General features: G+C 60.6%; 22 protein-coding genes. 12 read left to right on the top strand and 10 right to left on the bottom strand.

What is annotated here, in order from left to right; translation table 11 throughout:
- The first annotated feature begins 38 nt into the window (after positions 1-38).
- Positions 39-281, top strand: coding sequence for a DUF1652 domain-containing protein (locus tag AC07XZ_RS18905; protein WP_007950507.1), 243 nt, complete (start codon positions 39-41; stop codon positions 279-281).
- Positions 282-284: 3 nt separating this feature from the next.
- Here AC07XZ_RS18905 and AC07XZ_RS18900 read toward each other — a convergent pair whose 3' ends face one another.
- Entirely contained in the window at positions 285-647 is a 363-nt protein-coding gene (locus AC07XZ_RS18900) for an NUDIX hydrolase (RefSeq protein ID WP_102687083.1), read from the bottom strand.
- 197 nt (positions 648-844) lie between these two features.
- Between AC07XZ_RS18900 and AC07XZ_RS18895 the strand changes: the two genes are divergently transcribed.
- Positions 845-1,033, top strand: coding sequence for a hypothetical protein (locus tag AC07XZ_RS18895; RefSeq protein WP_039766970.1), 189 nt, complete (start codon positions 845-847; stop codon positions 1,031-1,033).
- Between the two features lie 59 nt (positions 1,034-1,092).
- Here AC07XZ_RS18895 and AC07XZ_RS18890 read toward each other — a convergent pair whose 3' ends face one another.
- Positions 1,093-1,332 (bottom strand): hypothetical protein, encoded by a 240-nt coding sequence (locus AC07XZ_RS18890; protein WP_007950501.1) that lies wholly within the window; start codon positions 1,330-1,332, stop codon positions 1,093-1,095.
- Positions 1,333-1,508: 176 nt separating this feature from the next.
- Here AC07XZ_RS18890 and AC07XZ_RS18885 point away from each other — a divergent pair, with 176 nt between their 5' ends.
- Positions 1,509-1,844, top strand: coding sequence for a hypothetical protein (locus AC07XZ_RS18885; protein ID WP_041475321.1), 336 nt, complete (start codon positions 1,509-1,511; stop codon positions 1,842-1,844).
- A gap of 64 nt (positions 1,845-1,908) precedes the next feature.
- Here the strand turns inward: AC07XZ_RS18885 and AC07XZ_RS18880 are convergent, their stop codons facing one another.
- Positions 1,909-2,457: an RrF2 family transcriptional regulator gene (locus AC07XZ_RS18880; protein ID WP_007950499.1), complete on the bottom strand. Its 549-nt coding sequence runs from the start codon at positions 2,455-2,457 to the stop codon at positions 1,909-1,911.
- Between the two features lie 337 nt (positions 2,458-2,794).
- Here AC07XZ_RS18880 and AC07XZ_RS18875 point away from each other — a divergent pair, with 337 nt between their 5' ends.
- Positions 2,795-4,000 carry an NAD(P)/FAD-dependent oxidoreductase gene (locus AC07XZ_RS18875; RefSeq protein WP_085746190.1) on the top strand — a complete coding sequence of 402 codons (1,206 nt, stop codon included), beginning with the start codon at positions 2,795-2,797 and terminating at the stop codon, positions 3,998-4,000.
- A gap of 55 nt (positions 4,001-4,055) precedes the next feature.
- Here the strand turns inward: AC07XZ_RS18875 and AC07XZ_RS18870 are convergent, their stop codons facing one another.
- Genes AC07XZ_RS18870 through AC07XZ_RS18860 form a run of 3 tightly spaced genes read right to left on the bottom strand, consistent with a single transcriptional unit; the run spans position 4,056 to position 5,336 of the window.
- On the bottom strand, positions 4,056-4,334 hold the full coding sequence (locus AC07XZ_RS18870) for a Rho-binding antiterminator (RefSeq protein ID WP_085746191.1): 279 nt from the start codon (positions 4,332-4,334) through the stop codon (positions 4,056-4,058).
- Positions 4,335-4,338: 4 nt separating this feature from the next.
- Positions 4,339-4,596 (bottom strand): DUF2024 family protein, encoded by a 258-nt coding sequence (locus AC07XZ_RS18865; RefSeq protein ID WP_085746192.1) that lies wholly within the window; start codon positions 4,594-4,596, stop codon positions 4,339-4,341.
- Positions 4,596-5,336 (bottom strand): hypothetical protein, encoded by a 741-nt coding sequence (locus AC07XZ_RS18860; RefSeq protein ID WP_085746193.1) that lies wholly within the window; start codon positions 5,334-5,336, stop codon positions 4,596-4,598. Before AC07XZ_RS18860 ends, AC07XZ_RS18865 begins: the two co-directional genes overlap by 1 nt.
- A 115-nt stretch (positions 5,337-5,451) precedes the next feature.
- On the opposite strand from AC07XZ_RS18860, the gene AC07XZ_RS18855 reads away from it, so the two are divergent.
- Together AC07XZ_RS18855 and AC07XZ_RS18850 are read left to right on the top strand one after the other, a co-directional pair.
- Entirely contained in the window at positions 5,452-6,018 is a 567-nt protein-coding gene (locus AC07XZ_RS18855) for a MarR family winged helix-turn-helix transcriptional regulator (protein ID WP_102687084.1), read from the top strand.
- Positions 6,019-6,201: 183 nt separating this feature from the next.
- Positions 6,202-6,807: a DUF6338 family protein gene (locus AC07XZ_RS18850; protein ID WP_085746195.1), complete on the top strand. Its 606-nt coding sequence runs from the start codon at positions 6,202-6,204 to the stop codon at positions 6,805-6,807.
- Positions 6,808-6,949: 142 nt separating this feature from the next.
- Here the strand turns inward: AC07XZ_RS18850 and AC07XZ_RS18845 are convergent, their stop codons facing one another.
- Positions 6,950-7,849, bottom strand: a complete 900-nt coding sequence (locus tag AC07XZ_RS18845) for a LysR family transcriptional regulator (RefSeq protein ID WP_085746196.1) — start codon at positions 7,847-7,849, stop codon at positions 6,950-6,952.
- A gap of 126 nt (positions 7,850-7,975) precedes the next feature.
- Here AC07XZ_RS18845 and AC07XZ_RS18840 point away from each other — a divergent pair, with 126 nt between their 5' ends.
- Positions 7,976-9,343 (top strand): MFS transporter, encoded by a 1,368-nt coding sequence (locus tag AC07XZ_RS18840; protein ID WP_085746197.1) that lies wholly within the window; start codon positions 7,976-7,978, stop codon positions 9,341-9,343.
- A 24-nt stretch (positions 9,344-9,367) separates the two neighbouring features.
- Positions 9,368-10,642, top strand: coding sequence for a glucarate dehydratase family protein (locus AC07XZ_RS18835; protein WP_102687085.1), 1,275 nt, complete (start codon positions 9,368-9,370; stop codon positions 10,640-10,642).
- A gap of 42 nt (positions 10,643-10,684) precedes the next feature.
- Here AC07XZ_RS18835 and AC07XZ_RS18830 read toward each other — a convergent pair whose 3' ends face one another.
- A complete protein-coding gene (locus AC07XZ_RS18830) occupies positions 10,685-11,569 on the bottom strand; it encodes a LysR substrate-binding domain-containing protein (RefSeq protein WP_173892765.1) in 885 nt (294 codons plus the stop codon).
- A 159-nt stretch (positions 11,570-11,728) separates the two neighbouring features.
- Between AC07XZ_RS18830 and ydiJ the strand changes: the two genes are divergently transcribed.
- Positions 11,729-14,758 (top strand): D-2-hydroxyglutarate dehydrogenase YdiJ, encoded by a 3,030-nt coding sequence (gene ydiJ / locus AC07XZ_RS18825; protein ID WP_102687086.1) that lies wholly within the window; start codon positions 11,729-11,731, stop codon positions 14,756-14,758.
- Positions 14,759-14,873: 115 nt separating this feature from the next.
- Positions 14,874-16,043 (top strand): acetyltransferase domain-containing protein, encoded by a 1,170-nt coding sequence (locus AC07XZ_RS18820; protein ID WP_102687104.1) that lies wholly within the window; start codon positions 14,874-14,876, stop codon positions 16,041-16,043.
- Positions 16,044-16,049: 6 nt separating this feature from the next.
- Here AC07XZ_RS18820 and AC07XZ_RS18815 read toward each other — a convergent pair whose 3' ends face one another.
- Complete coding sequence (locus AC07XZ_RS18815) at positions 16,050-16,955, bottom strand: LysR family transcriptional regulator (protein WP_102687087.1); 906 nt, start codon at positions 16,953-16,955, stop codon at positions 16,050-16,052.
- Positions 16,956-17,085: 130 nt separating this feature from the next.
- Here AC07XZ_RS18815 and AC07XZ_RS18810 point away from each other — a divergent pair, with 130 nt between their 5' ends.
- Both AC07XZ_RS18810 and AC07XZ_RS18805 read left to right on the top strand, forming a co-directional pair.
- Complete coding sequence (locus tag AC07XZ_RS18810; protein ID WP_102687088.1) at positions 17,086-17,916, top strand: oxidoreductase; 831 nt, start codon at positions 17,086-17,088, stop codon at positions 17,914-17,916.
- Between the two features lie 76 nt (positions 17,917-17,992).
- Positions 17,993-19,525: an MFS transporter gene (locus tag AC07XZ_RS18805; protein WP_102687089.1), complete on the top strand. Its 1,533-nt coding sequence runs from the start codon at positions 17,993-17,995 to the stop codon at positions 19,523-19,525.
- Positions 19,526-19,573: 48 nt separating this feature from the next.
- On the opposite strand, the gene AC07XZ_RS18800 is transcribed toward AC07XZ_RS18805, so the two are convergent.
- Positions 19,574-20,965 (bottom strand): aldehyde dehydrogenase family protein, encoded by a 1,392-nt coding sequence (locus AC07XZ_RS18800; RefSeq protein WP_102687090.1) that lies wholly within the window; start codon positions 20,963-20,965, stop codon positions 19,574-19,576.
- Between the last annotated feature and the right edge of the window lie 100 nt (positions 20,966-21,065).

The following is a 21,065-nucleotide window of genomic DNA, read 5'->3' as shown; positions in this document are numbered from 1 at the left end:
TCGGGTCGCCCGAGCCTGCGCCTGTGAGGCGTGCCCCCATGATTGCCATTACCGACATTTGCCGCATCGTCGAATCCGGCTTTTCGCCGCTGTATTGCGATTGCACCGAAACGGCGCAGGGCCTCTTGCAGATCAAGGTTTACGAACCCGACAGCGGGCGTGTCAACCTGTTGCTCAACGGGGTGTCCCCGGAGCATCTGGTCACCATTCGTGACATCTCCAATTTCATCGGTGAATTGCGCACTGAGATGAGCGCCGGACGCCGGGCCTTCGCCGGCTGAGGGTCAAAGACGTCGCTGAAAGGCGCGGACGATGCTCAGCGTGGCGTCGCTGACGTTCAGATTCTGCACCGCATCGAGCGGATGCCAGAGACAGTCGACGATTTCATTCAGCGGGCGAACCTGATCGATGTTCAGCACCGATGCCTCGTAGACGTGGTGGCGGGTGCTGCCGTTCTGCAATTCCATCAGATAAAGCATGTCATTGCTGTCCAGCCCGGTTTCCTCCTTGAGTTCTCGGACGGCGGCTTGCGCGCGGGTTTCTCCCGGTTCGACGGTGCCCCCCGGAAGCGTCCAGCGGCACCTGGGTTTGCGCACCAGGAGAATGTGTCGATCCTGTTCGCAGATGACGGTTGCTCGTACTTTCATGTGTTACCCGATTGCCGGTTGTCATAAATCTGTCATGAATTAGCAATATTTGGGCCGCTACCGGTTTAGAGCTTCTGAGTGCCTGGAAGCGGCAAAAGTGCCGGAGACTTGACGCGGCCACGGTGCGACGTCCGGTCGGCACGACTGCGTGTTGCGGGTGTAAGGTGCAAAAGTTCGTTAGAAGACAGGAGGTGCCTATGAGCATGGCGATGCTGAACAAAATGCACATGAATGGCTACGACGTACTCAGCGTGAACAACGGCCCGTGGCGGGTCTGCACGCAGGGTGACCGGCTCGCTTCGTTTGCCAGTCGCGAAGAAGCGCTGGCCTACGCCGCTGCGCTGCCGGGGTACAAAAGCCGTGTACGCGGTCGCAAGACAGGCTGAAGGCCTGTGGAGAAAAAGCCCCGGATGTCCGGGGCTTTTTGTTGTGGACCGGGTGGGTTTCAGTGGACTTTGGTTCGGCTGATGGCGCGGGCTTTCACTTCCCGGGCATACAGTTGCAGGCGTTCTTCATCGCTTTGCAGCACTTCGCAGGATCGCAGTACCGCCTGGGCGTCCGCCTCGTTGCCCGACTGACGCAGTTGCTCGGCGATGCGCTTGAGGTCCACCGCCGACCATCTCAGGTCCGATGCCACGCTTTGCAGGTCACGCTGAAGTTCGTGTTCGTATTCATTGAGCCGCATGATCACCTCCGGAACATTCTCGGTAAAACAGAGTAGCCGCATTTTTCCGGTGTGGGGCAAGGTCTTCTGTCGGTGAGCTGAATGGCCCGGTTTTCGGGGAGTACCGGCAGAGCGCTACGATGGATGTCCGAACAGTTACAGGGTACATTTGCGTTTTTTCAGATGAAGGAATCACTATGCGGATGTTGATCGGAGGGATGCTGATGGCGGCATTGGCCGGTTGTTCGTTGCCTGCGTCACTGGTGCCGGGCGAGCCGAATGTCAGCAAGACCAGCGACAAGACTCCCAAGGACTACGCCGCATGTGTATTGCCGCTATGGCAGCAGGACGTTGCCAAGACGTCCCAGACAGCGATTTCCAATGGCTACCGGATCACCGCGCCGAGCATCGTCACCGCCGACGAGATTCTCGATGTGGTCAAGTACAAGGACGGCAGCCGCGTTTCCCTGTACCAGGGGCCGCCGTGGGCGAAGTCCGGGTCGTTGCGCAAAGCGGTGCGCGACTGCCTGTAATGGCGAAATAAAAAAAGCAGAAACCGGAGATCGGTTTCTGCTTTTTTTTGCCTGCTGATCGGGCTCAGTCCGAGATGTCGGTGAGCGGAATGCCGGCGCCGCCAGTCTTTTTTTCCCGACGATCCTGCATCCAGTCTTCCACTTGGCTATTGAAGCCCGCCGGCGCCTTGCGCCCGACCTTTCTGGCGATGTCGAGGATGGTCTGTTGGGCGAGGGCTTCTTCCATACGCTTTTGCGCGGTCATCATCGCGGCGTGAATCGAGCAGGTGCCGTCCAGTGCCCAGTCCGGCGGGGAGCCGTCGAACAGCGCGCAGCGTCCGCGAATGTCCCGGCATTCGAAAATGTTCTTGGGACCATCGATGGCATTGACGATATCGAGCAGGGTGATTTCATCCGCCGGACGCGCCAGGGTGAAGCCGCCGCGCACACCGCCGGTGGATTCCACCAGTTTGCCTTTGGCCAGTTTGGTGAAGATCTTCGCCAGGTAATCCAGCGGCACCCCTTGCAGCTCTGCCAGGTCACGCACGCTGGCTTCACGACTGTCACCGCCGCTGCCCACCAGAAAGGCCAGGCAGTGAATGCCGTACTCGACCCCCGCACTGTAAAGGGACATAACTATCTCCGACTGTATTTGTCGCCGATGTTATCAGGGTTGTTCGTGGCAAACAATTCGGGAACGCTTTGGTTTTTTGGCTATGAGGATCCCGTTTTTCTTGGTTTTCAGCTAAATCAACGAGTTAAATAGGGTGGTTCAGTTCAATCTGAGCCATCGAAGTTTTCGATGCTAATCATCAAAAAATCTGACTTGTTGGATTTAAAGGCGACCAATACAGTCGCCGTTATCCGGTAAGCAGCCTTCCGCGTTCTTGAAAAATACAGCCGAGTCCGCTCCCGATGATGTGAATCCTTCAACCTCATTCAGTGACTTGGCTTCGTGCCTGGAGAGAACAATGAAACAGCACATTCTGGTAATCGGCGCAGGTTTCGGTGGCATGTGGACGGCGTTGAGCGCCACGCGTCTGGTCGACATTCACAATCGGGACAACATCGACGTGACCGTGTTGGCGCCGCAAGCCGAGCTGCGCGTTCGTCCGCGTTTCTACGAGCCGAATGCCCACACGCTGGCGGCGCCGCTGGGCGATCTGTTCGACGCGGTCGGCGTCAACTTCATCAAAGGCGCCGCGAACACCATCGACGTACAGGCGAAAACCGTGGGCTACACCGACGCAGCCGGTGCGCAGCAGGTGTTCAACTACGACAAACTGGTACTGGCCTCCGGCAGCGGCCTGGCCCTGCCGGACACCCCGGGCGTGGCGCAATACGCGTTTGACGTCGACCAGATCGAAGCTGCGATTCGCCTGGAAAATCACCTTGATTCGCTGATTGGCCTGCCTGAAAGCCAGGCGCGCAACACCGTGGTCGTCGCCGGCGGTGGTTTCACCGGCATCGAAACCGCCACTGAAATGCCGGCGCGTCTGCGGGCTGTGCTGGGCGCTGATGCCAAGGTTCAAGTGATCATCGTTGACCGTGGGCAGAAAGTCGGCGCTTCCATGGGCGAAGCCATCAGCGTGTCGATTGCCGAAGCGAGCAAAGAACTGGGCGTTGAATGGCGATTGGGTGTGTCGGTGCTGTCGGTCGATGAAAACGGCGTGACCCTGTCGGACGGCCAGCGCATCGAGGCAAAAACCGTCGTCTGGACCACCGGTGTGCGCGCGAGCTCCCTGACCGAACAGATTCCTGCCGAGCATGATCGTCAGGGCCGTCTGCACGTTGATGCCAACCTGAAAGTCATCGGCCAGGACGACATCTTCGCCACCGGCGACGTGGCTTATGCCGCCACCGACGATATCGGCAACTTCGCCCTGATGACCTGCCAGCACGCGATTTCCCTCGGTCGTCACGCCGGCAACAACGTCGCGGCGCAGATTCTGGGTGTCGACCCGACGCCGTACAGCCAGCCGAAATACGTGACCTGCCTCGACCTCGGCGCCTGGGGCGCGGTGTACACCGAAGGCTGGGATCGTCAGGTGAAACTGGTCAAGGAAGAGGGCAAGTCGCTCAAGACCCAGATCAACACCCAGTGGATTTACCCACCAGCTGCTGACCGTGCCATCGCGCTGGCGGCTGCGGATCCGATGATCCCCGTCGTCGCGTAAAACGGCGTGTCACAGAAAATCCCGCCCGGTTGACGCCGTGCGGGATTTTTTTTGTTCAGATTCCGCAGACCTCTCCGGTAAGTACCACCCGACCGAACTCGGCGTTGGTCTCCTGAGGTGTGATGGCGAGCAGTTGGTCGAGGCGAATTTCCTGTTGCGCGCCTTGTTGCTCGATCACCAGGAATTCTTCTTTGTCACTGCTGGTTCGCGTGGTCACGGCCCGGGCCACCAGCCGCTGACCGTCGATCAACTCGATGTCCAGCTGATAGCCGCGCAGGCAGGCGATTTCCAGGTAGTCGTGCAGATCACAGTTCAACGGCTGATAACGGGTCATGGCGTTACTCCTCGAAACCTTGCAGGGTGATGATGAAATAGCCGTCTTCGGCGATGGCCTTGGCGACCTGCGGATTGGCCGGCTCGCTGTGGCAGAACAGACACTGGCTCTGGGAAATGTCTTCGTCCTGCAAGCCGTTGTCCATCAGGAACTGCCGGGCGTAGGCCTTTGCCGCTTCGGTTTCGCGATCGGTCAACACGTCGAAATGAAGATAGCGGCCATCTTTGGTGCGCACGTGGGTATCGAATACTTTGACGAACATTATTGGCTCTCCTGCATTTTCCAGGTGCCGGGCAGCGAGAGGTTGCCCGAGGCGATGTCGTAGACGCTGCTGACACACAGCAGCGGGTTGTGCAGGTCGGCATTGACCTTCAGCGCTGCGGTGACGCCGTCATAGTTGAAGCTTTGCGGGAAACCGACGGCAGCCAGCGGCACGCGGATCTGCGCGGCGTTCTGTTTCACACTCAGGTCGTAGCCGGGGGAGTCGATGTAAATCGGCGCGCCGGGCCAGGTCGCGGGCAGTTTCGGTTTGGCGTCCTTGGGGATGTCGCGCACTTTCAGGCCACCGGGGCCGCAGCTTTCATCCTTGCTCAGAACCACCCAGTGCGAGTGCCAGAGGCCACCATCGTTGTCCTTCTTGCCATCCTTGTTTTCATCCAGCTGCGGGGTGTCATCGAAGTCCGGGTGCGAGGTCAGGGCGAGGGCGAGAATGCCGGAGTTCGCTTCAAAACCGACGGCGCCGCTGTCGAGGCTGGTGGGCCAGACGTAGCTGTAAACCTCGGCACCGGCGAAAGAACCTTTTGCGGTCGGTACGCGGCTGCCGGCATTGCCATCGACCAATTGTTCGAAGACCAGTGTGTTGCCGTCCTTGAAAACACGGGTGTGAACCAGGTCGAAAGCGGCCTCTGTTTTACCGGGTTCGCTGTGAATGCCTTCAGGTTCGTGGGCCCAGGCTTGTGTTGCCAGAAGCGTGCTGATGGTCAATGCCAATGCGCTTTTCATGGAATGCCTCGATGTGCGTTTAAGTTTCGAATCGACACCGCAATCCTAAGGTGGCACTGTTTTTTGTCAATAAGGTTTTTAAACGATACTATTATCGATCCCATTGAAACAGGCGATGACCGTGTTGTTTGACCTGCTGGAAAGATTGTCCAGCCTGACCCGGGTGTGGTTTCGCGAGCACCCGCTGCTGGCCGAACTGCAACCGATTCAACTCAGCGCGCTGCTGTATCTGGCGCGTTGCAACCGCTATTCGAATACGCCGCTGGCGGTTACCGATTATCTGGGCCTGACCAAGGGCACCGTGTCGCAGTCGCTCAAGGCGCTGGAGACCCATGGTTTTCTGACCAAGGTTCCGGACGCCCGAGACAAACGCAGCGTGCATCTGGAATTGACGACCACTGCACGCGAGCTGATCGACGCAGTGATGCCGCCGGATTTCCTGAGCAATGCCGCGCAACGCATGGGCGCGCGTGCCGGCGATCTGGAAGGCTTGTTGCTGGAGTTGCTGCGCAACATTCAACACAGCGAAAACGTACCCAGTTACGGGCTTTGCCGGACTTGTCGCTTCCACCAGACATCGACTGCCGGCGCCGTCTGCGGATTGACCGGCGAAGCGTTGGCCCCGCCGGAAATCGAACTGATCTGTCGCGAGCATCGGTTACCTGAAGAAATCCCTGTTTGATCTTCTTTGTGCCACGGCTGTGACTAATCCTCACGGCTCCCTGTTTTCTCTACGATGCGTAATGCCCCGTGACACTTGATCGCAAGCGTCTTTCCAGCGTGCACTAGGCTTTAAATGCCGGCCCATTACGGGCCGGCATTGCTGTTTCTGGAGGATTGTTTTTGATTCAAGGAGCGACCGATCATGGATGATCTGGTGAAAGAAGTGATTCCGCTGTTGCAGTACCTGATCCCGGGGTTTGTCTCGGCCTGGATTTTCTACACCCTGACGGCGTTCAAACGGCCGGATACGTTCGGGCAGATTGTGCAGGCGTTGATTTTCACGTTTGTGATTCACTGGATGGTGTTGGGGGTTGGAGCGGTTTGTGTGTGGGTGGGGGAGAAGGGGTTTTCTGTAGGGAAGTGGGATGCGAAGGCTGAAGCGTTGTGGGCATTTTTTGCATCGCTGGTACTCGGGTTGTTGGCCTGTTGCCTGTCAGCGAATGGCAAGTTACATGGTTGGTTGCGCAGCAGAAACGTCACGAAACAATCTTCCTACCCCAGTCAATGGTTCAGCGCATTTGCGAAATATGATCGCGTTATCACCCTGCATTTGGATGATGAAAGGCGCGTTCTAGGGTGGCCGGTGGACTGGCCACCCGAGTCAACCAGCGGGCAGTTTGTGATGCAGTATCCCTGCTGGATCAACGAGGATGGAACGGAGGTGCCTATTAGTGCGGAATTTTTGTTGATAGATTCCACAAGGGTTAAATGGGTTGAATTCAGCCCTGTATCAGAGGGTTCATCATGACCGCCAGAGCATCACAACCAATACCGCCACATATAAAGCGTCTTTTTGTAGGGCCGGACGGAAAGCGGCTGGAGAAACCATTGATCGAGGCATCAAAGGCACCTCCTCCGCCGAAGTACCCTCCATATCCTCATACCCATTCCTAGCCCCATCCATCCTTCACCGCCCGGCGAATGCCCTCCAGCAACATCGCAAACGCCGGGTTGTCGTTGTTCTCCCGCCAGATCAGATGCAGCTCGCTCTGAACCCCTTCGCCCAGATCGATCTCGCGAAACACCACACTCCTGAACACCACACTGGTCGCGCAACGCGGCACCAGCGCCAGGCCCATGCCCGCATTGACCAGCGCCAGAATCGTCAGCGAAGACCCCAGCCATTGCACGTAATCCGGAGCGACCCGGGCGGAGCGCAGCATGCCGGTGAGCAATTCGTTGAACGGCGGATAGGCCGCGTGGGAATACATCAGGAAGGGTTGCCCATCCAGATCCTTCACTGAAACGTCGTCTGCCTCCGCCAGTCGATGGCCGCTCGGCACCGCCAGCACAAACGGCTCGCGCACCAGACATTCGGTGGCGTAACCCGGCTCGAGCAATGGCGCGCGGACGATGCCCAGGTCGATGCGACGGGCACGCAGGGCTTCGTGTTGCTGATAGGTGTTCATTTCAGTCAGGTCGATCTTCACCTGCGGCTGCTTGAGGCGCGCCTCGGCGATGACCTTGGGCAGAAACTCGTACACCGCGCTGCCGACAAAACTGATGTTCACCGAACCGATATCGCCCTCGGCAAAGCGCCGGGCGGTGACGGCAGCCTGTTGCGCGCGTTCGAGCAGATTCTGCGCTTCGATGAAAAACGCCCGGCCGGCAGCGGTGAGCGCCACGCTGCGAGTGCTGCGGGTAAACAGTTCGACACCCAGGTGATGCTCCAGCAACTGGATCTGCCGGCTCAATGGCGGCTGGGTCATGTTCAACCGCTCGGCAGCGCGACGAAAGTTGAGTTCGGTGGCGACAGTGGTAAAGCAGCGCAGTTGGGTGAGTTCGAACATTGATCTAATCCAGGTATCAATCGAATGCCAAGTTAGATTAGACGGGATCAATTGCCCCGTCCATGATCGCTCTACGCCTCAAAGGCCACCGCTATCCCTACAAAAACAAAGATCGGGAGTCGCCCCTTGAATACCCTCCAGAGTCCGCCGGACATCACGGTACTCGCCCGCGCCGCTGCCAAGGTCAAGCGCCATGTGCTGCCGTTGTTCGTGGTGATGTTCATCGTCAATTACATCGACCGGGTCAACATCGGTTTCGTGCGCAGTCATCTGGAAACCGATCTGGGTATTGGCGCCGCTGCTTATGGCCTTGGCGCCGGTTTGTTTTTCATCGGTTACGCCTTGTTTGAAGTGCCGTCCAACATGCTTCTGCAACGCTACGGCGCCCGCGCCTGGCTGACGCGGATCATGTTCACCTGGGGCGCAGCGGCGATGGCCATGGCGTTCGTCAAAGGCGAAACCAGTTTCTACGTGCTGCGCTTCATCCTGGGCGCTGCCGAGGCTGGGTTCTTCCCTGGAATCATCTATTACTTCACCCAATGGCTGCCGGCCTCGGAGCGCGGCAAGACCATGGCGGTGTTTCTCAGCGGTTCGGCGATTGCTTCGGTGATATCCGGCCCGGTGTCCGGCGCGCTGTTGCATATCAGCGGTCTGGGCCTGCACGGCTGGCAATGGATGTTCCTGATCGAAGGCGCCGCGTCGGTGGTGCTCTGCGGGTTTGTCTGGTTCTGGCTGCAATCCCATCCGCGCCAGGCCAAGTGGCTGAGCGAAGAGGAGCGCGAGGCGCTGGTGGCCGCGATCGCCGAGGAGCAGCGTGCCCGCGAAGCAACCCACGTCGCCAAACCTTCGATGTTCAAACTGTTGGCTGACCGGCAGATCGCGCTGTTCTGCTTCATCTACTTCTCTATCGCCCTGACGATCTACGGTGCCACCTTCTGGCTGCCGAGCATGATCAAGAAAATGGGCAACCTCGGCGATTTCCAGGTCGGACTTCTCAACTCGGTGCCGTGGATCATTTCCATCGTCGCGATGTACGGCTTTGCGGCGCTGGCCGGCAAGTGGAAATTCCAGCAGGCGTGGGTCGCGCTGACTCTGGTGATCGCCGCGTTCGGCATGTTCATGTCCACCACCGGAGGGCCGATTTTCGCCTTCGTCGCGATCTGTTTTGCGGCCATCGGTTTCAAGGCGGCTTCGGCGCTGTTCTGGCCGATTCCGCAAAGCTATCTGGATGCGCGCATCGCGGCGGCGGTGATCGCGCTGATCAACTCCATCGGCAATCTGGGTGGCTTCGTTGCGCCGACCGCGTTCGGTTTTCTGGAGCAGACCACCGGCTCCATCGAGGGCGGCCTGTATGGTCTGGCCGCAACTTCGCTGGTGGCAGCAGTGGTGATTTTCTTCGCCCGCATGGCGCCCGGCACCAAAGGCAAAACCCCGGCAAAGCCTGAACCCGAGACCGCCGTTGCGCCGACGGCCAATCCGGTGGCGAGCCACTGATTCCGACTCAACAGGAGCGTCATTTTGAAAATTACTCGTGTCACCGTCACTCCGATCGCTTTCCGTGATCCGCCGCTGCTCAACGCCAGTGGCATCCACGAACCGTTTGCCCTGCGCTCGATCATCGAGATCGAAAGCGACAACGGCTATATCGGTCTCGGCGAAAGCTACGGCGATGCCCCGGCACTGGCGATCCAGCAACAGTTGCAATCGCAGTTGATCGGCCTCGATCCGTTCAACCTCAATCAGTTGCGTCGGATCGTTCAGGCCACGGTCGCTGCCCACAAACCGGCCAGTCTGGCGGGTGCCGAACTGGCGCCCGGTTCCCACGCCAGCAAGGCCGTCAGTAACGCGTATTCGGCATTCGAAGTGGCGTTTCTCGACTTGCAGGCGCGCTATTTGAATGTGCCGTTGGTGGACCTGTTGGGCGGGGCGGTGCGTGATGAAGTGCCGTTCAGCGCCTACCTGTTTTTCAAGTATGCGCAGCACGTTGATTCACCGTACAAACCGGACAACTGGGGCGAGGCGCTGAATGAACAGCAGATCGTCGCCCAGGCCGCGCGAATGATCGAGGCTTATGGCTTCAAGAGCATCAAACTCAAGGCCGGCACGTTGCCGCCGGAACACGAAGTGGCGTGCATCAAGGCGCTGAAAAAGGCCTTTCCCGGTTATCCGCTGCGCATCGATCCCAACGGCAACTGGTCGCTGGAAACCTCCATCCGCATGGCCGAGTTGCTGGGTGATGACCTGCAGTATTACGAAGACCCGACCCCGGGCCTCGAAGGGATGGCCGAACTGCACAAACGCACCGGGCTGCCGCTGGCGACCAACATGGTGGTCACCGATTTCGACGAATTCCGCCGTAGCGTCGCGTTGAACAGCGTGCAGATTGTCCTCGCCGATCACCATTACTGGGGCGGCCTGCGCGACACCCAGACCCTGGCGAAAATGTGCGACACCTTCGGCCTCGGCGTGTCGATGCATTCCAACTCACACCTGGGCATCAGCCTGATGGCGATGGCTCACGTGGCGGCCGCCGTGCCGAATCTGGACTACGCCTGCGACACCCATTACCCGTGGCAGGAGCCGGATGAAGAAGTGATCAAGGGCGGCAAACTGCCGATCGTCGACGGCTGCGTGAAGATCACTCGTGCACCGGGCCTGGGGCTGGAACTGGATCACGATCAACTGGGCAAGCTGCATGACCAGTATCTGACCTGCGGCATTCGTCAGCGCGATGATGTGCGGCAGATGCAGCGCTACAAACCTGACTGGAAAGCGCTGAAGCCGCGATTCTGATCGAGCAAAACCAGAGGGCGCCAAACGGCGCCCTCAGTTGTTTCAGAGCGTGCGTATCAGCCAGTCGCGAAACGCCTTCAGCGACGCCAGCGACTCATTACGCGCCGGGTACACCAGGTAATAGCTGCGCCGGCTGCTGATCGGTTCACCCAGTTGCAGCAGCTCGCCGTTGTGCAACTCATCCTCCACCAGAATCCTCGGCACCAGCCCGATGCCGATATTGGCGCGCACCGCCTGGATCAGGTGCGAGGTCATCTCGAAACTCGGGCCGATGCGCATGCTGCGATGGGGCAGGGCGTGATGGCTGAACCACTCGGACCAGGCCTGAGCGTTGCTGCTGACGTTGAGCAGCAGTTGCCCGGCGATATCCTTGTCGGCAGTGAGACGTTCGGCATCGGACAACTGCGTGCTGGCGATCACCACCAATTCTTCAGTGTGCAGGCGGTGGGCGGTCAGCCCCGGCCAGTCACCGCCGCCGACGCAAATCGCCGCGTCGATTTCGCTGGTGTCGAAGTCGATCGTTTCGATGCGTGAATGCAGGTGCACTGTCATGCCCGGGTGCGCGGTGTAGAAATCCTTCAAGCGCGGCAGCAGCCATTTGGAGCCGAAGGTCGGCAGGGTCGCCAGGCGCAAACTGTGGATGCCCGAGCCAAACGCCATGGCCTTCAACGTCGCGCTGCGAATCTGGCCGAGGGCTTCGGACAGTTCGCGTTGGTACATGCGCCCGACGTCGGTAAGGATCACCCGCCGGCCTTCGCGACTGAACAGGCGCATGCCGAGCATCTTTTCCAGTATCTGCACCTGACGGCTGACCGCACTCTGAGTCAGCGACAGTTCGTGAGCGGCGCGGGTGTAGCTTTCATGGCGTGCGGCGGCTTCAAATGCCAGCAGCAACGACATCGAGGGAGTGAGGGTTCGCGGATTCATTCGTTTTAGTCATGGATTGCGGGTCGATTTTACGGTTGTCCCGGCGTCACTCTGCAATGAACATAAGGCCTATGAGATGGCGGGAGCGTGACGCAATCATTCATTGCGCACAACTGTTCACCGCCACACGGCCCGTTTTTGACCGAGATTGCCCTTCCGATGATTGCCCAGCTGTCGCCTTCCACCGCGCTGAACACCGATTACCAACAGTTTCTCAAAGCCCTTGAAACCGGCGGTTTTCGCGGCGAAATCAGTGCCGACTACGCCAGCCGCGTTGTGCTGGCTACCGACAACTCGATCTATCAGCGCTTGCCGCAAGCGGCGGTGTTCCCGCGCGACGCCGACGACGTGGCGCTACTGGCGCGCCTGATCGCCGAGCCGGCTTACCAGAAAGTGGTAATCACCCCTCGCGGCGGCGGCACCGGCACCAACGGCCAGTCGTTGACCGACGGCATCGTCGTTGACTTGTCGCGACACATGAACCGCATCCTCGAAATCAACGTTGAACAGCGTTGGGTACGGGTGCAGGCCGGTGTGGTGAAGGATCAACTCAACGCCGCCCTGAAATCCGCCGGGCTGTTTTTCGCCCCGGAACTGTCGACCTCGAACCGTGCCACCGTCGGCGGCATGATCAACACCGACGCCAGCGGCCAGGGCAGCTGCACTTACGGCAAGACCCGCGACCACGTGCTGGAGTTGAACATGGTCCTGCGCGGTGGCGAGCGCTTGCACGGCCGCCCGCTGGAAGAAAGCGAACTGGCAGCGGAATGCGCCCGCGAGGGCCGGGCCGGCGAGGTGTATCGCTGCGCGCGGCAGATCATCGATGAGCAGCGCGAGCTGATCCGGGAAACCTTCCCCGACCTCAACCGCTGCCTGACCGGCTACGATCTGGCGCACCTGCGCGAAGCCGACAACCGTTTCAACCTCAACAGCGTGCTGTGCGGTGCTGAAGGTTCGCTGGGGTTTGTGGTCGAGGCCAAGCTCAACGTGTTGCCGATCCCCAAGCACACGATGCTGGTGAACATTCGCTACGCCGGCTTCATGGATGCCTTGCGCGATGCCCGCGCGTTGATGGCGCTCAAGCCATTGTCGATCGAAACCGTCGACTCCAAAGTGCTGTTGCTGGCGATGCAGGACATCGTCTGGCACGGCGTCGCCGAATACTTCCCGGAAAGCGCCGAGCGGCCGACGCTGGGGATCAACCTGGTGGAGTTCTGCGGCGACGATCCCGAGGAGTTGCAACGCCGGGTCGAAGCCTTCGTCCAGCACTTGGGCAACGACGCCACGGTCGAGCGTCTGGGCCACACGCTGGCCGTCGGGCATGCGGCGGTGAATCGCGTCTACGGCATGCGCAAACGCGCGGTGGGGTTGCTCGGCAACGTCGCCGGTGAAGCGCGGCCACAGCCGTTTGTCGAAGACACCGCCGTGCCGCCACAGCACCTGGCCGAGTACATCGCCGAGTTGCGCGACCTGCTCGACAGCCACCAATTGCAGTACGGCATGTTTGGTCACGTCGATGCCGGCGTGCTGCACGTACGGCCGATTCTCGACATGAAGGATCCGCAACAAGCTGCACTGGTGCGCCCGGTGTCGGACGGCGTCGCCGCGTTGACCCAGCGTTACGGCGGCCTGCTGTGGGGTGAGCACGGCAAGGGCCTGCGTTCGGAATATGCGCCGGCGTTCTTCGGTGAGTTGTACCCGGCGTTGCAAGCCTTGAAGGCGGCGTTCGATCCGTTCAACCAGTTCAACCCCGGCAAGATCGCCACGCCGAACATTCCCGGCGCTGTATTGTTGAAGATTGACGAAGTGACCCTGCGCGGCGAACTCGATCGGCAGATCGACGAAAAAGTCTGGCAGGACTACGGCGCGGCGATGCACTGCAACGGCAACGGCGCCTGCTACAACTTCGATCCCGACGACGCCATGTGCCCGTCGTGGAAAGCCACCCGCCAGCGCGCGCAATCGCCCAAGGGCCGCGCTTCGCTGATTCGCGAATGGCTGCGTTTGCAGGGCGAGGCGGGTGTTGATGTGTTGGCCGATGCCAGCCGCCGTCCGCCGTTTTTCAGCACATTGCTGCAGCGCTGGCGCAACAGTCGTGCGCAGGAACAGGACTTCTCCCACGAGGTGTACGACGCCATGGCCGGCTGCCTGGCGTGCAAGTCCTGCGCGGGGCAGTGCCCGGTGAAAGTGAACGTGCCGGACTTCCGCTCGCGGTTTCTCGAGCTGTACCACACCCGTTATCTGCGGCCGGCGCGGGATTATCTGATCGCCTCGCTGGAGTACACGATTCCGTACATGGCGCGGATTCCGTTGCTCTACAACGGCGTGATGGGCGCCTCGTTCAGCCGGCGCTTGATCGAGCGCCTTGGCGGCATGGTCGATGTGCCGTTGCTCAGCCGTTTCGATTTTTATGCGGCGATGCGTCGCTGGCAGGTTCAGCCGGCGTCGGTCGAGGTACTTTCGGCGCTGACCCAGGAGCAACGTGAACGCAGCGTGGTGCTGGTGCAGGACGCGTTCACGCGGTATTTCGAGGCGCCGCTGCTGGCGGATCTGATCGAGCTGATTTCGCGTCTCGGTTATCAGGTTTATCTGGCGCCGTTCAGTGCCAACGGCAAGCCGCTGCACGTGCAGGGTTTCCTGTCGGCGTTCAATCGCGCGGCGTTGCGCAATGCCGGGCAGTTGCGCGCGCTGGCCGAGATCGGGGTGCCGTTGGTGGGGCTCGATCCGGCGATGACTCTGGTCTATCGCCAGGAATATCTGAAAGTCCCTGGGATGGAGCAATGCCCGGAGGTGGCGCTGGTGCAGGAGTGGTTGCTCAAGGTCATGCCGGAGCAGGCCGATCAGCGCCGCGAGGACACCTTCCGCCTGCTGGCGCATTGCACCGAGAAAACCAACGCCCCGGCCGCCACCCGGCAATGGGAGCAGGTGTTCGAACGTGTCGGCCTGAAGCTGGCGACCCAGGCCACCGGGTGCTGTGGGATGTCCGGTACTTACGGACACGAAGCGCGCAATCGCGAGACCTCGGCGGTGATTTACGAGCAGTCCTGGGCGAAGCAGATCGAGGCGCCGGCGGAGAAGGGCGAGGCGCTGGCCACCGGGTATTCCTGCCGTAGTCAGGTCAAGCGCCAAGCCGATCGACAGTTACGCCATCCGTTGCAGGTCGTGCTGGAAACCCTGCGTACCGCGTGATCGCTGCTTGAGAACCACTGGCGATTGGATCGGTTTTTCATGTTATAAGGTAACGCAAATTATGCGGCCGCTTTCGGGCGGCTGCATCGATCAACCTTTCGATTGCGATACTTCCATGACGATTGCGGTTCCCCGTTCTGCCCCCTCGGCCACTGGCCGGTTGCTGTCCATTGATGCGCTGCGTGGCCTGGTGATTCTGTTCATGTTGCTGGACCACGTGCGCGAAACCTTTCTGCTGCATCGACAGGTCAGCGACCCGATGGACATCGCCAGCACGGAACCGGCGCTGTTCTTCAGCCGCACCCTGGCACATCTGTGCGCGCCGGTGTTCGTGCTGCTGACCGGGTTGTCGGCGTGGCTGTTCGGCGAGAAGTACGACGGCAAGGCTGACGTCAGTGCCTTCCTGTTCAAGCGCGGTTTGTTTCTGGTGGCGCTCGAATTCACCCTGGTGAATTTCGCCTGGACGTTCCAGCTGCCGCCGACCGTGATCTACCTGCAAGTGATATGGGCGATCGGCCTGAGCATGATCGCGCTGTCGCTGCTGGTCTGGCTGCCACGCTGGCTGCTGCTGACGTTGAGCGTTGCGATCATCGCCGGGCACAACCTGCTCGACGGACTGCACTTCCCGACCGAGTCGGCACTGCACGTGCCATGGGCAATCCTGCATGACCGCGGTTGGATCGAGGCCGGCGAGACTTTGCGTCTGCGCACCTCGTACCCGTTGTTGCCGTGGATCGGCGTGATCGGGCTGGGTTACGCGCTGGGGCCGTGGTTCGCTCGCGCAGCCGATGCCGGCGTGCGCCAGCGCCGTTTGTTGATCGGTGGTGTCGCCGGGCTGCTGGGCTTTGTGGCACTGCGGCTGGTCAACGGTTACGGCGAGAAACCCTGGGCTTTCGGTGACAGCGGTGTGCAAACCCTGATGAGCTTTTTCAATATCACCAAATACCCGCCGTCGCTGTTGTTCAGCACGTTGACGTTGAGTGTCGGGCTACTGCTGTTGCTGGTGTTCGAACGCGCGCAGGATCGACGCTGGATTCGCTGGCTGACGGTGTTCGGCTCGGCGCCGATGTTTTTCTACCTGCTGCACCTGTATGCGCTGAAGGTGCTGTACCTGATTGGCGTGGCGCTGTTCGGGCTCAATCAGGGCACCTATTTCGGTTTCTCGTCGGTGACGGCGGTGTGGCTGGCGGCGATGGTGCTGGCGGTCGCTTTGTTCCCGGCCGTGCGCTGGTTTTCGGCACTGAAGGCCCGACGCCGTGACATCGCCTGGTTGAAGTATCTGTAGAACGGCTCAGCTCGTTTTGCCCTCGCGGGCATTGCGGGCGAAGTCGATAAACGCCTTGAGCGGCGCCGGTATATGGCGTCGGCTCGGGTAGTACAGGTGCAGGCCGGGATAGTACGGACACCAGTCCGCCAGCACCTGCACCAGCCGTCCGCTCGCCAAGTGCTCGCGAGCCATGTCCTCGAACACATAGGCCAGTCCCAAGCCCTTCAACGCCGGGCCGATCATCAGGCTGACATCGCCCAGGGTCAGGGGGCCGTTGACCTCGATTTCCTGTTCAATGCCACCGCGTTCGAATTCCCAACGGTACATCGAACCGCTCGGGAACCGATGTCGGATGCAGGGAAGGGCATGCAAATCTTCAGGTTTCTGTGGCGCGGGATGTCGTTCGAAAAAACCGGGCGAGCCGACCACCACTGAACGCAGATTCGGTCCGATGGGCATCGACACCATGTCAGCTTCCAGCCGGTTGCCGAAGCGTACACCTGCATCGAATCCTGAGGCGACGATATCCAGCAGCGCATCGCTCTCGACTACTTCCAGACGAATATCCGGGTAAATCTTCAGAAACTCGCTGGCTATAGGCAGCAGCACCAGCTCGCACGCCTGGCGCCCGGAGGTAATGCGCAGATTGCCCGAGGGCTTGTCGCGAAAGTGATTGAGGTCTTCAAGCGCATCTTCGATATCGCGAAACGCCGGTTTCAGCCGCGCATACAACCGTTCGCCCGCCTCGGTCAGAGCCACGCTGCGGGTGGTGCGATTGAACAGGCGCACGCCGAGGCGATTTTCCAGCGCTCGCAATGAATGGCTCAGCGCCGACGGCGTCAGGCCCAGATCCACCGCTGCACGGCTGAAGTTCAAGTGCTGGGCAATGCAGAGAAAGATCGACAGATCCGTCGTGGACGGGTTTTTCATTTGTGAGTGCCTTTCACAAAGTCATGCAAATTTGTTGGGATTATCACATCAGTAGCACGGCTTTAAAGTCGACTCAACTCATCAAGAAGGCCCGGCAATCTCGCCAGGGTCACCGACAGGAGGAGTTGATATGCGTACCTGGCTGATTACCGGAGCTTCCCGTGGTTTTGGCACCCTTATCGCTGAACAGGCCCTGCGTGCCGGTGACGCGGTGATTGCCACCGCCCGCAACCCGCAAGACATCACCGACCGCCTCGGCGATCACCCGAACCTGCTGGCCGTAAGGCTGGACGTCACCCGCGAAGAGGAAGCCCACCAAGCGGTGGCAGCAGGCATCAAGCGCTTCGGCCGCATCGACGTGCTGATCAACAATGCCGGCTTCGGCGTGTTGGGCGCCGTCGAAGAAACCAGCGCCAGCGAAACCGAGCGCCTGTTCGCCACCAACGTGTTCGGCCTGCTCAACGTCACCCGCGCCGTCCTGCCACACATGCGCGCCCAGCGCAGTGGACGGGTCATCAACATCTCGTCGATTGGCGGTTATCAGGCCTACGTGGGCTGGGGTGTCTACGGCTCGACCAAGTTCGCAGTGGAAGGCATCAGCGAAGCGCTGCATCAGGAACTGGCGCCGCTGGGCATTCATGCCACGGTGGTCGAACCGGGCTTCTTCCGCACCGACTTCCTCGACGAACAATCGCTGATCAAGACCGCGCTGGTGCTGCCGGACTACGACGAAACCGTCGGCAAGATGCGCACCTTTGCCGAAGCGGCCAACCATGCACAACCGGGTGATCCGCTGAAGTTTGCCGAAGCGATGCTGGCGCTGGTCAACGCGCCGAACCCGCCGCAGCGGCTGGCGCTGGGCAGCGACACGATCGCGCGGATCGAAGCGAAGAACCGTTTGGTGGCGCAGGAGTTGGCCGAGTGGAATGAGCTGGCGCTGTCCACGGATTTCAAGGACTGACCTAGCCCCTCGTTGAAGCTATCGCAGGCTGCGCTCTATTGATCGCAGCCTGATTTTCTTTTCATTGGATGAAATCATGACAAACGTCTCCCAACACCAAGGCACGCGCGACAAGCTGCTGATCCTCGCGGCCATTTGCCTGTCGGCGCTGGTCCTTCCGTTAAGTTTTACCGGTGGCGCGGTGGCGACGCCGGCCATCGGCCGTGACCTGGGCGGCAGCCCTGTGGCGCTGACCTGGATCACCAATGCGTTCATGTTGTCGTTCGGCAGTCTGCTGATGGCGGCGGGGGCGTTGGCCGATGTCTATGGACGCAAGCGCCTGTTCACCGCCGGCATGCTGTTGTTCACCGCAGCGTCGATTGCCCAGAGCCTGGCGCCTTCGGTGTTCTGGCTGGATGTGTTGCGGGCGATTCAGGGCGTGGCCGGTGCGGCGGCGCTGGCCAGTGGTTCGGCGGCGTTGGCGCAGGAATTCGAAGGCCATGCGCGCACCCGTGCGTACAGCATGCTCGGCACCACGTTTGGTATCGGTCTCGCGTTCGGCCCGTTGGTGGCCGGAGCGTTGATCGAGGCGTTCAACTGGCGCGCGATCTTTGTGTTCACCGCGCTGATTGGTGTGATCGCGATGGTCTTCGGCCTGCCGCGCATGCGTGAAACCCGCGACCCCGACGCCAGCGGTCTCGACTGGGCGGGTACCGTGACGTTCAGCTCGATGCTGGCGCTGTTCACGTTCGGAGTGATCCAGGCGCCCGAAAGCGGTTGGGGCAGTCCGTTAGTGGTCGGTCTGTTGGGTGCTTCGGCGTTGTTGCTGGCGCTGTTCGTCTTCATCGAAATGCGCGTCAAACGTCCAATGCTCGATCTGACGCTGTTCCGCTTTCCGCGCTTCGTCGGCGTGCAGATGCTGCCGATCGGCACCTGCTTTTGCTACATCGTGCTGGTGGTCATGCTGCCGCTGCGCTTTATCGGTGTTGAAGGCTTGAGTGAAATCGATGCCGGCCTGCTGTTGCTGGCGCTGTCGGCGCCGATGCTGGTGGTGCCGATGCTGGCGGCGTCTATGACCCGGTTTGTCTCGGCCGGCATCCTGTCGGGCGTGGGCTTCCTGATTGCCGCCGTGGGGCTGCACTGGCTGAGCCTTTACAACATCGGCGAGCCGAAATTCGCGCTGGTGGTGCCGATGGTATTGATCGGAATTGGCGCGGGTCTGCCGTGGGGCTTGATGGATGGACTGTCGGTCAGCGTGGTGCCGAAAGAGCGCGCCGGCATGGCGGCCGGGATCTTCAACACGGTGCGGGTGGCGGGTGAGGGGATTGCGCTGGCCAGTGTCGCGGCGATTCTTGCTTCGCTGCTACACACGAATCTACAAGCAGTGGCCGGCGGTGCAGACGCAGCGCTGATTGCCGAGACCGCGCACCGGGTGACCACAGGTGATATGGCCCATGCGATCAACGCAGTTCCGGGGTTGGCTAACGAACGGCTGGTGCAGGGTTACGCCTCGGCGTTCCAGTATCTGCTGCACATCCTGACGATCATCACCCTGGTGTCGGCGGCTGTGGTGCTGGGGCTATTAAGCAAAGATCGGACGGTGCCGGAACCCCAACAGGCTGCGGCATAAATGAAAAAGCCCGGAAGCGCAAAACGCTTCCGGGCTTTTTTCATTGGATCAGCGGCGATCCAGCCACACCGTCTGCGCATTGCAGAACTCGCGCACGCCGAAGTGCGACAGCTCACGGCCGAAACCGCTTTTCTTCACGCCGCCGAAGGTCACGCGCGGGTCGCTGGCGGAGTAACCGTTGATGAACACGCCGCCGGTTTCCAGTTCGCTGGTCAGTTGCTGGGCCAGGGCGACGTTGGCGGTGTAGATCGTGGCAGTCAGGCCGAACTCGCTGTCATTGGCCAGCGCTACAGCGTGGGCGCAGTCGCGAGCGGTAATGATCGAGGCTACCGGGCCGAACAGTTCCTGTTTGAACGAAGTCATGCGGTCGGTGACGTCGGCCAGTACGGTCGGCTCGTAGTAGTTGCCCGAACCCTCTACTTTGCCGCCGCCGAGCAGCAGGGTGGCGCCTTCTTCCAGGGTGTCGCGCACTTGTTGATCCAGTTCGTCGCGCAGATCGAAGCGGGCCATCGGGCCGATGTAGTTGTCGGCGGACAACGGATCACCCATCTTCAGCTGGCGGGTGGCTTCGACGAATTTGCGGGTGAATTCTTCAACCACACCTTCTTCGATGATCAGGCGTTTGGCGGCGGCGCAGACCTGGCCGGAGTTCTGATAACGACCGATGACTGCGGCTTGCACGGCTTCGTCGATATCGGCGTCGTTGAGCACGATGAACGGGTCGGAACCGCCCAGCTCCAGCACGCATTTCTTCAGCGCGGCACCGGCCTGTGCGCCGATGGCCATGCCGGCACGGACGCTGCCGGTCAGGGTTACAGCGGCAATGCGCGGGTCAGCAATGGCGGTGGACACGCCTTCCGGGGTGACGTTGATCACTTCGAACACGCCATCGGCAAAACCGGCGCGGGTGAAGGCGTCGCGCAGCAGATAGGCGCTGCCCATCACGTTCGGCGCATGCTTGAGCACGTAGGTGTTGCCAGCGATCAGTGCCGGGACGGCACCGCGCAGCACTTGCCAGATCGGGAAGTTCCACGGCATCACGGCGAGGATCGGGCCGAGCGGACGGTATTCGATGCGCGCCTTGCTGCCTTCGACCAGCGTCGCTTCGGCGTTGAGCATGGCCGGGCCGTGTTCGGCGTACCACTCGCAGAGCTTGGCGCATTTCTCGATTTCGCCACGGGCCTGGGCGATCGGCTTGCCCATTTCCTGGGTGATCATGGTCGCCATGGCTTCGCTGCTGTCACGCAGCGCACCGGCCAGCGCGGTCAGCGCGCGGGAGCGATCCTGCAGCGGTTTGCGTTTCCACTTGTTGAAGCCGAAGGCGGCGCGGGTCAGCGCAGCGTCGAGGGCTTCGGCGGATTCGAAGGCGTAGTGACCGATCTGCTCGCCGGTGGCGGGGTTGATCGAGATGGCGTGGGTCTGGCTGGAAATCGGGCTCATGGCATCGTCCTGCGAGGTCAGTGGATGCGCTCAGAGTAGGGTGGCGTTTGGTTTCTGGAAACTGAATAATAAAGAGTGTTTCTTTCACGATTGGAGAATG

Source organism: Pseudomonas sp. GW458-11-26-14-LB4, assembly GCF_059423925.1.
Note: the sequence above shows the minus strand (reverse complement) of the source record. Positions and strands in the feature narration are given on the sequence as shown.

Bases quoted from the DNA above. Each gene is read 5' to 3' on its own strand.
- AC07XZ_RS18800 (WP_102687090.1), bottom strand. From the start codon at position 20,965: ATGAGCCCGATTTCCAGCCAGACCCACGCCATCTCGATCAACCCCGCC.
- AC07XZ_RS18875 (WP_085746190.1), top strand. From the start codon at position 2,795: ATGAAACAGCACATTCTGGTAATCGGCGCAGGTTTCGGTGGCATGTGG.
- AC07XZ_RS18830 (WP_173892765.1), bottom strand. From the start codon at position 11,569: ATGAATCCGCGAACCCTCACTCCCTCGATGTCGTTGCTGCTGGCATTT.
- AC07XZ_RS18880 (WP_007950499.1), bottom strand. From the start codon at position 2,457: ATGTCCCTTTACAGTGCGGGGGTCGAGTACGGCATTCACTGCCTGGCC.
- AC07XZ_RS18855 (WP_102687084.1), top strand. From the start codon at position 5,452: ATGACCGTGTTGTTTGACCTGCTGGAAAGATTGTCCAGCCTGACCCGG.
- AC07XZ_RS18810 (WP_102687088.1), top strand. From the start codon at position 17,086: ATGCGTACCTGGCTGATTACCGGAGCTTCCCGTGGTTTTGGCACCCTT.
- AC07XZ_RS18860 (WP_085746193.1), bottom strand. From the start codon at position 5,336: ATGAAAAGCGCATTGGCATTGACCATCAGCACGCTTCTGGCAACACAA.
- AC07XZ_RS18885 (WP_041475321.1), top strand. From the start codon at position 1,509: ATGCGGATGTTGATCGGAGGGATGCTGATGGCGGCATTGGCCGGTTGT.
- AC07XZ_RS18815 (WP_102687087.1), bottom strand. From the start codon at position 16,955: ATGAAAAACCCGTCCACGACGGATCTGTCGATCTTTCTCTGCATTGCC.
- AC07XZ_RS18905 (WP_007950507.1), top strand. From the start codon at position 39: ATGATTGCCATTACCGACATTTGCCGCATCGTCGAATCCGGCTTTTCG.
- AC07XZ_RS18820 (WP_102687104.1), top strand. From the start codon at position 14,874: ATGACGATTGCGGTTCCCCGTTCTGCCCCCTCGGCCACTGGCCGGTTG.
- AC07XZ_RS18900 (WP_102687083.1), bottom strand. From the start codon at position 647: ATGAAAGTACGAGCAACCGTCATCTGCGAACAGGATCGACACATTCTC.
- AC07XZ_RS18895 (WP_039766970.1), top strand. From the start codon at position 845: ATGAGCATGGCGATGCTGAACAAAATGCACATGAATGGCTACGACGTA.
- AC07XZ_RS18845 (WP_085746196.1), bottom strand. From the start codon at position 7,849: ATGTTCGAACTCACCCAACTGCGCTGCTTTACCACTGTCGCCACCGAA.
- AC07XZ_RS18890 (WP_007950501.1), bottom strand. From the start codon at position 1,332: ATGCGGCTCAATGAATACGAACACGAACTTCAGCGTGACCTGCAAAGC.
- AC07XZ_RS18865 (WP_085746192.1), bottom strand. From the start codon at position 4,596: ATGTTCGTCAAAGTATTCGATACCCACGTGCGCACCAAAGATGGCCGC.
- ydiJ (WP_102687086.1), top strand. From the start codon at position 11,729: ATGATTGCCCAGCTGTCGCCTTCCACCGCGCTGAACACCGATTACCAA.
- AC07XZ_RS18850 (WP_085746195.1), top strand. From the start codon at position 6,202: ATGGATGATCTGGTGAAAGAAGTGATTCCGCTGTTGCAGTACCTGATC.
- AC07XZ_RS18870 (WP_085746191.1), bottom strand. From the start codon at position 4,334: ATGACCCGTTATCAGCCGTTGAACTGTGATCTGCACGACTACCTGGAA.
- AC07XZ_RS18805 (WP_102687089.1), top strand. From the start codon at position 17,993: ATGACAAACGTCTCCCAACACCAAGGCACGCGCGACAAGCTGCTGATC.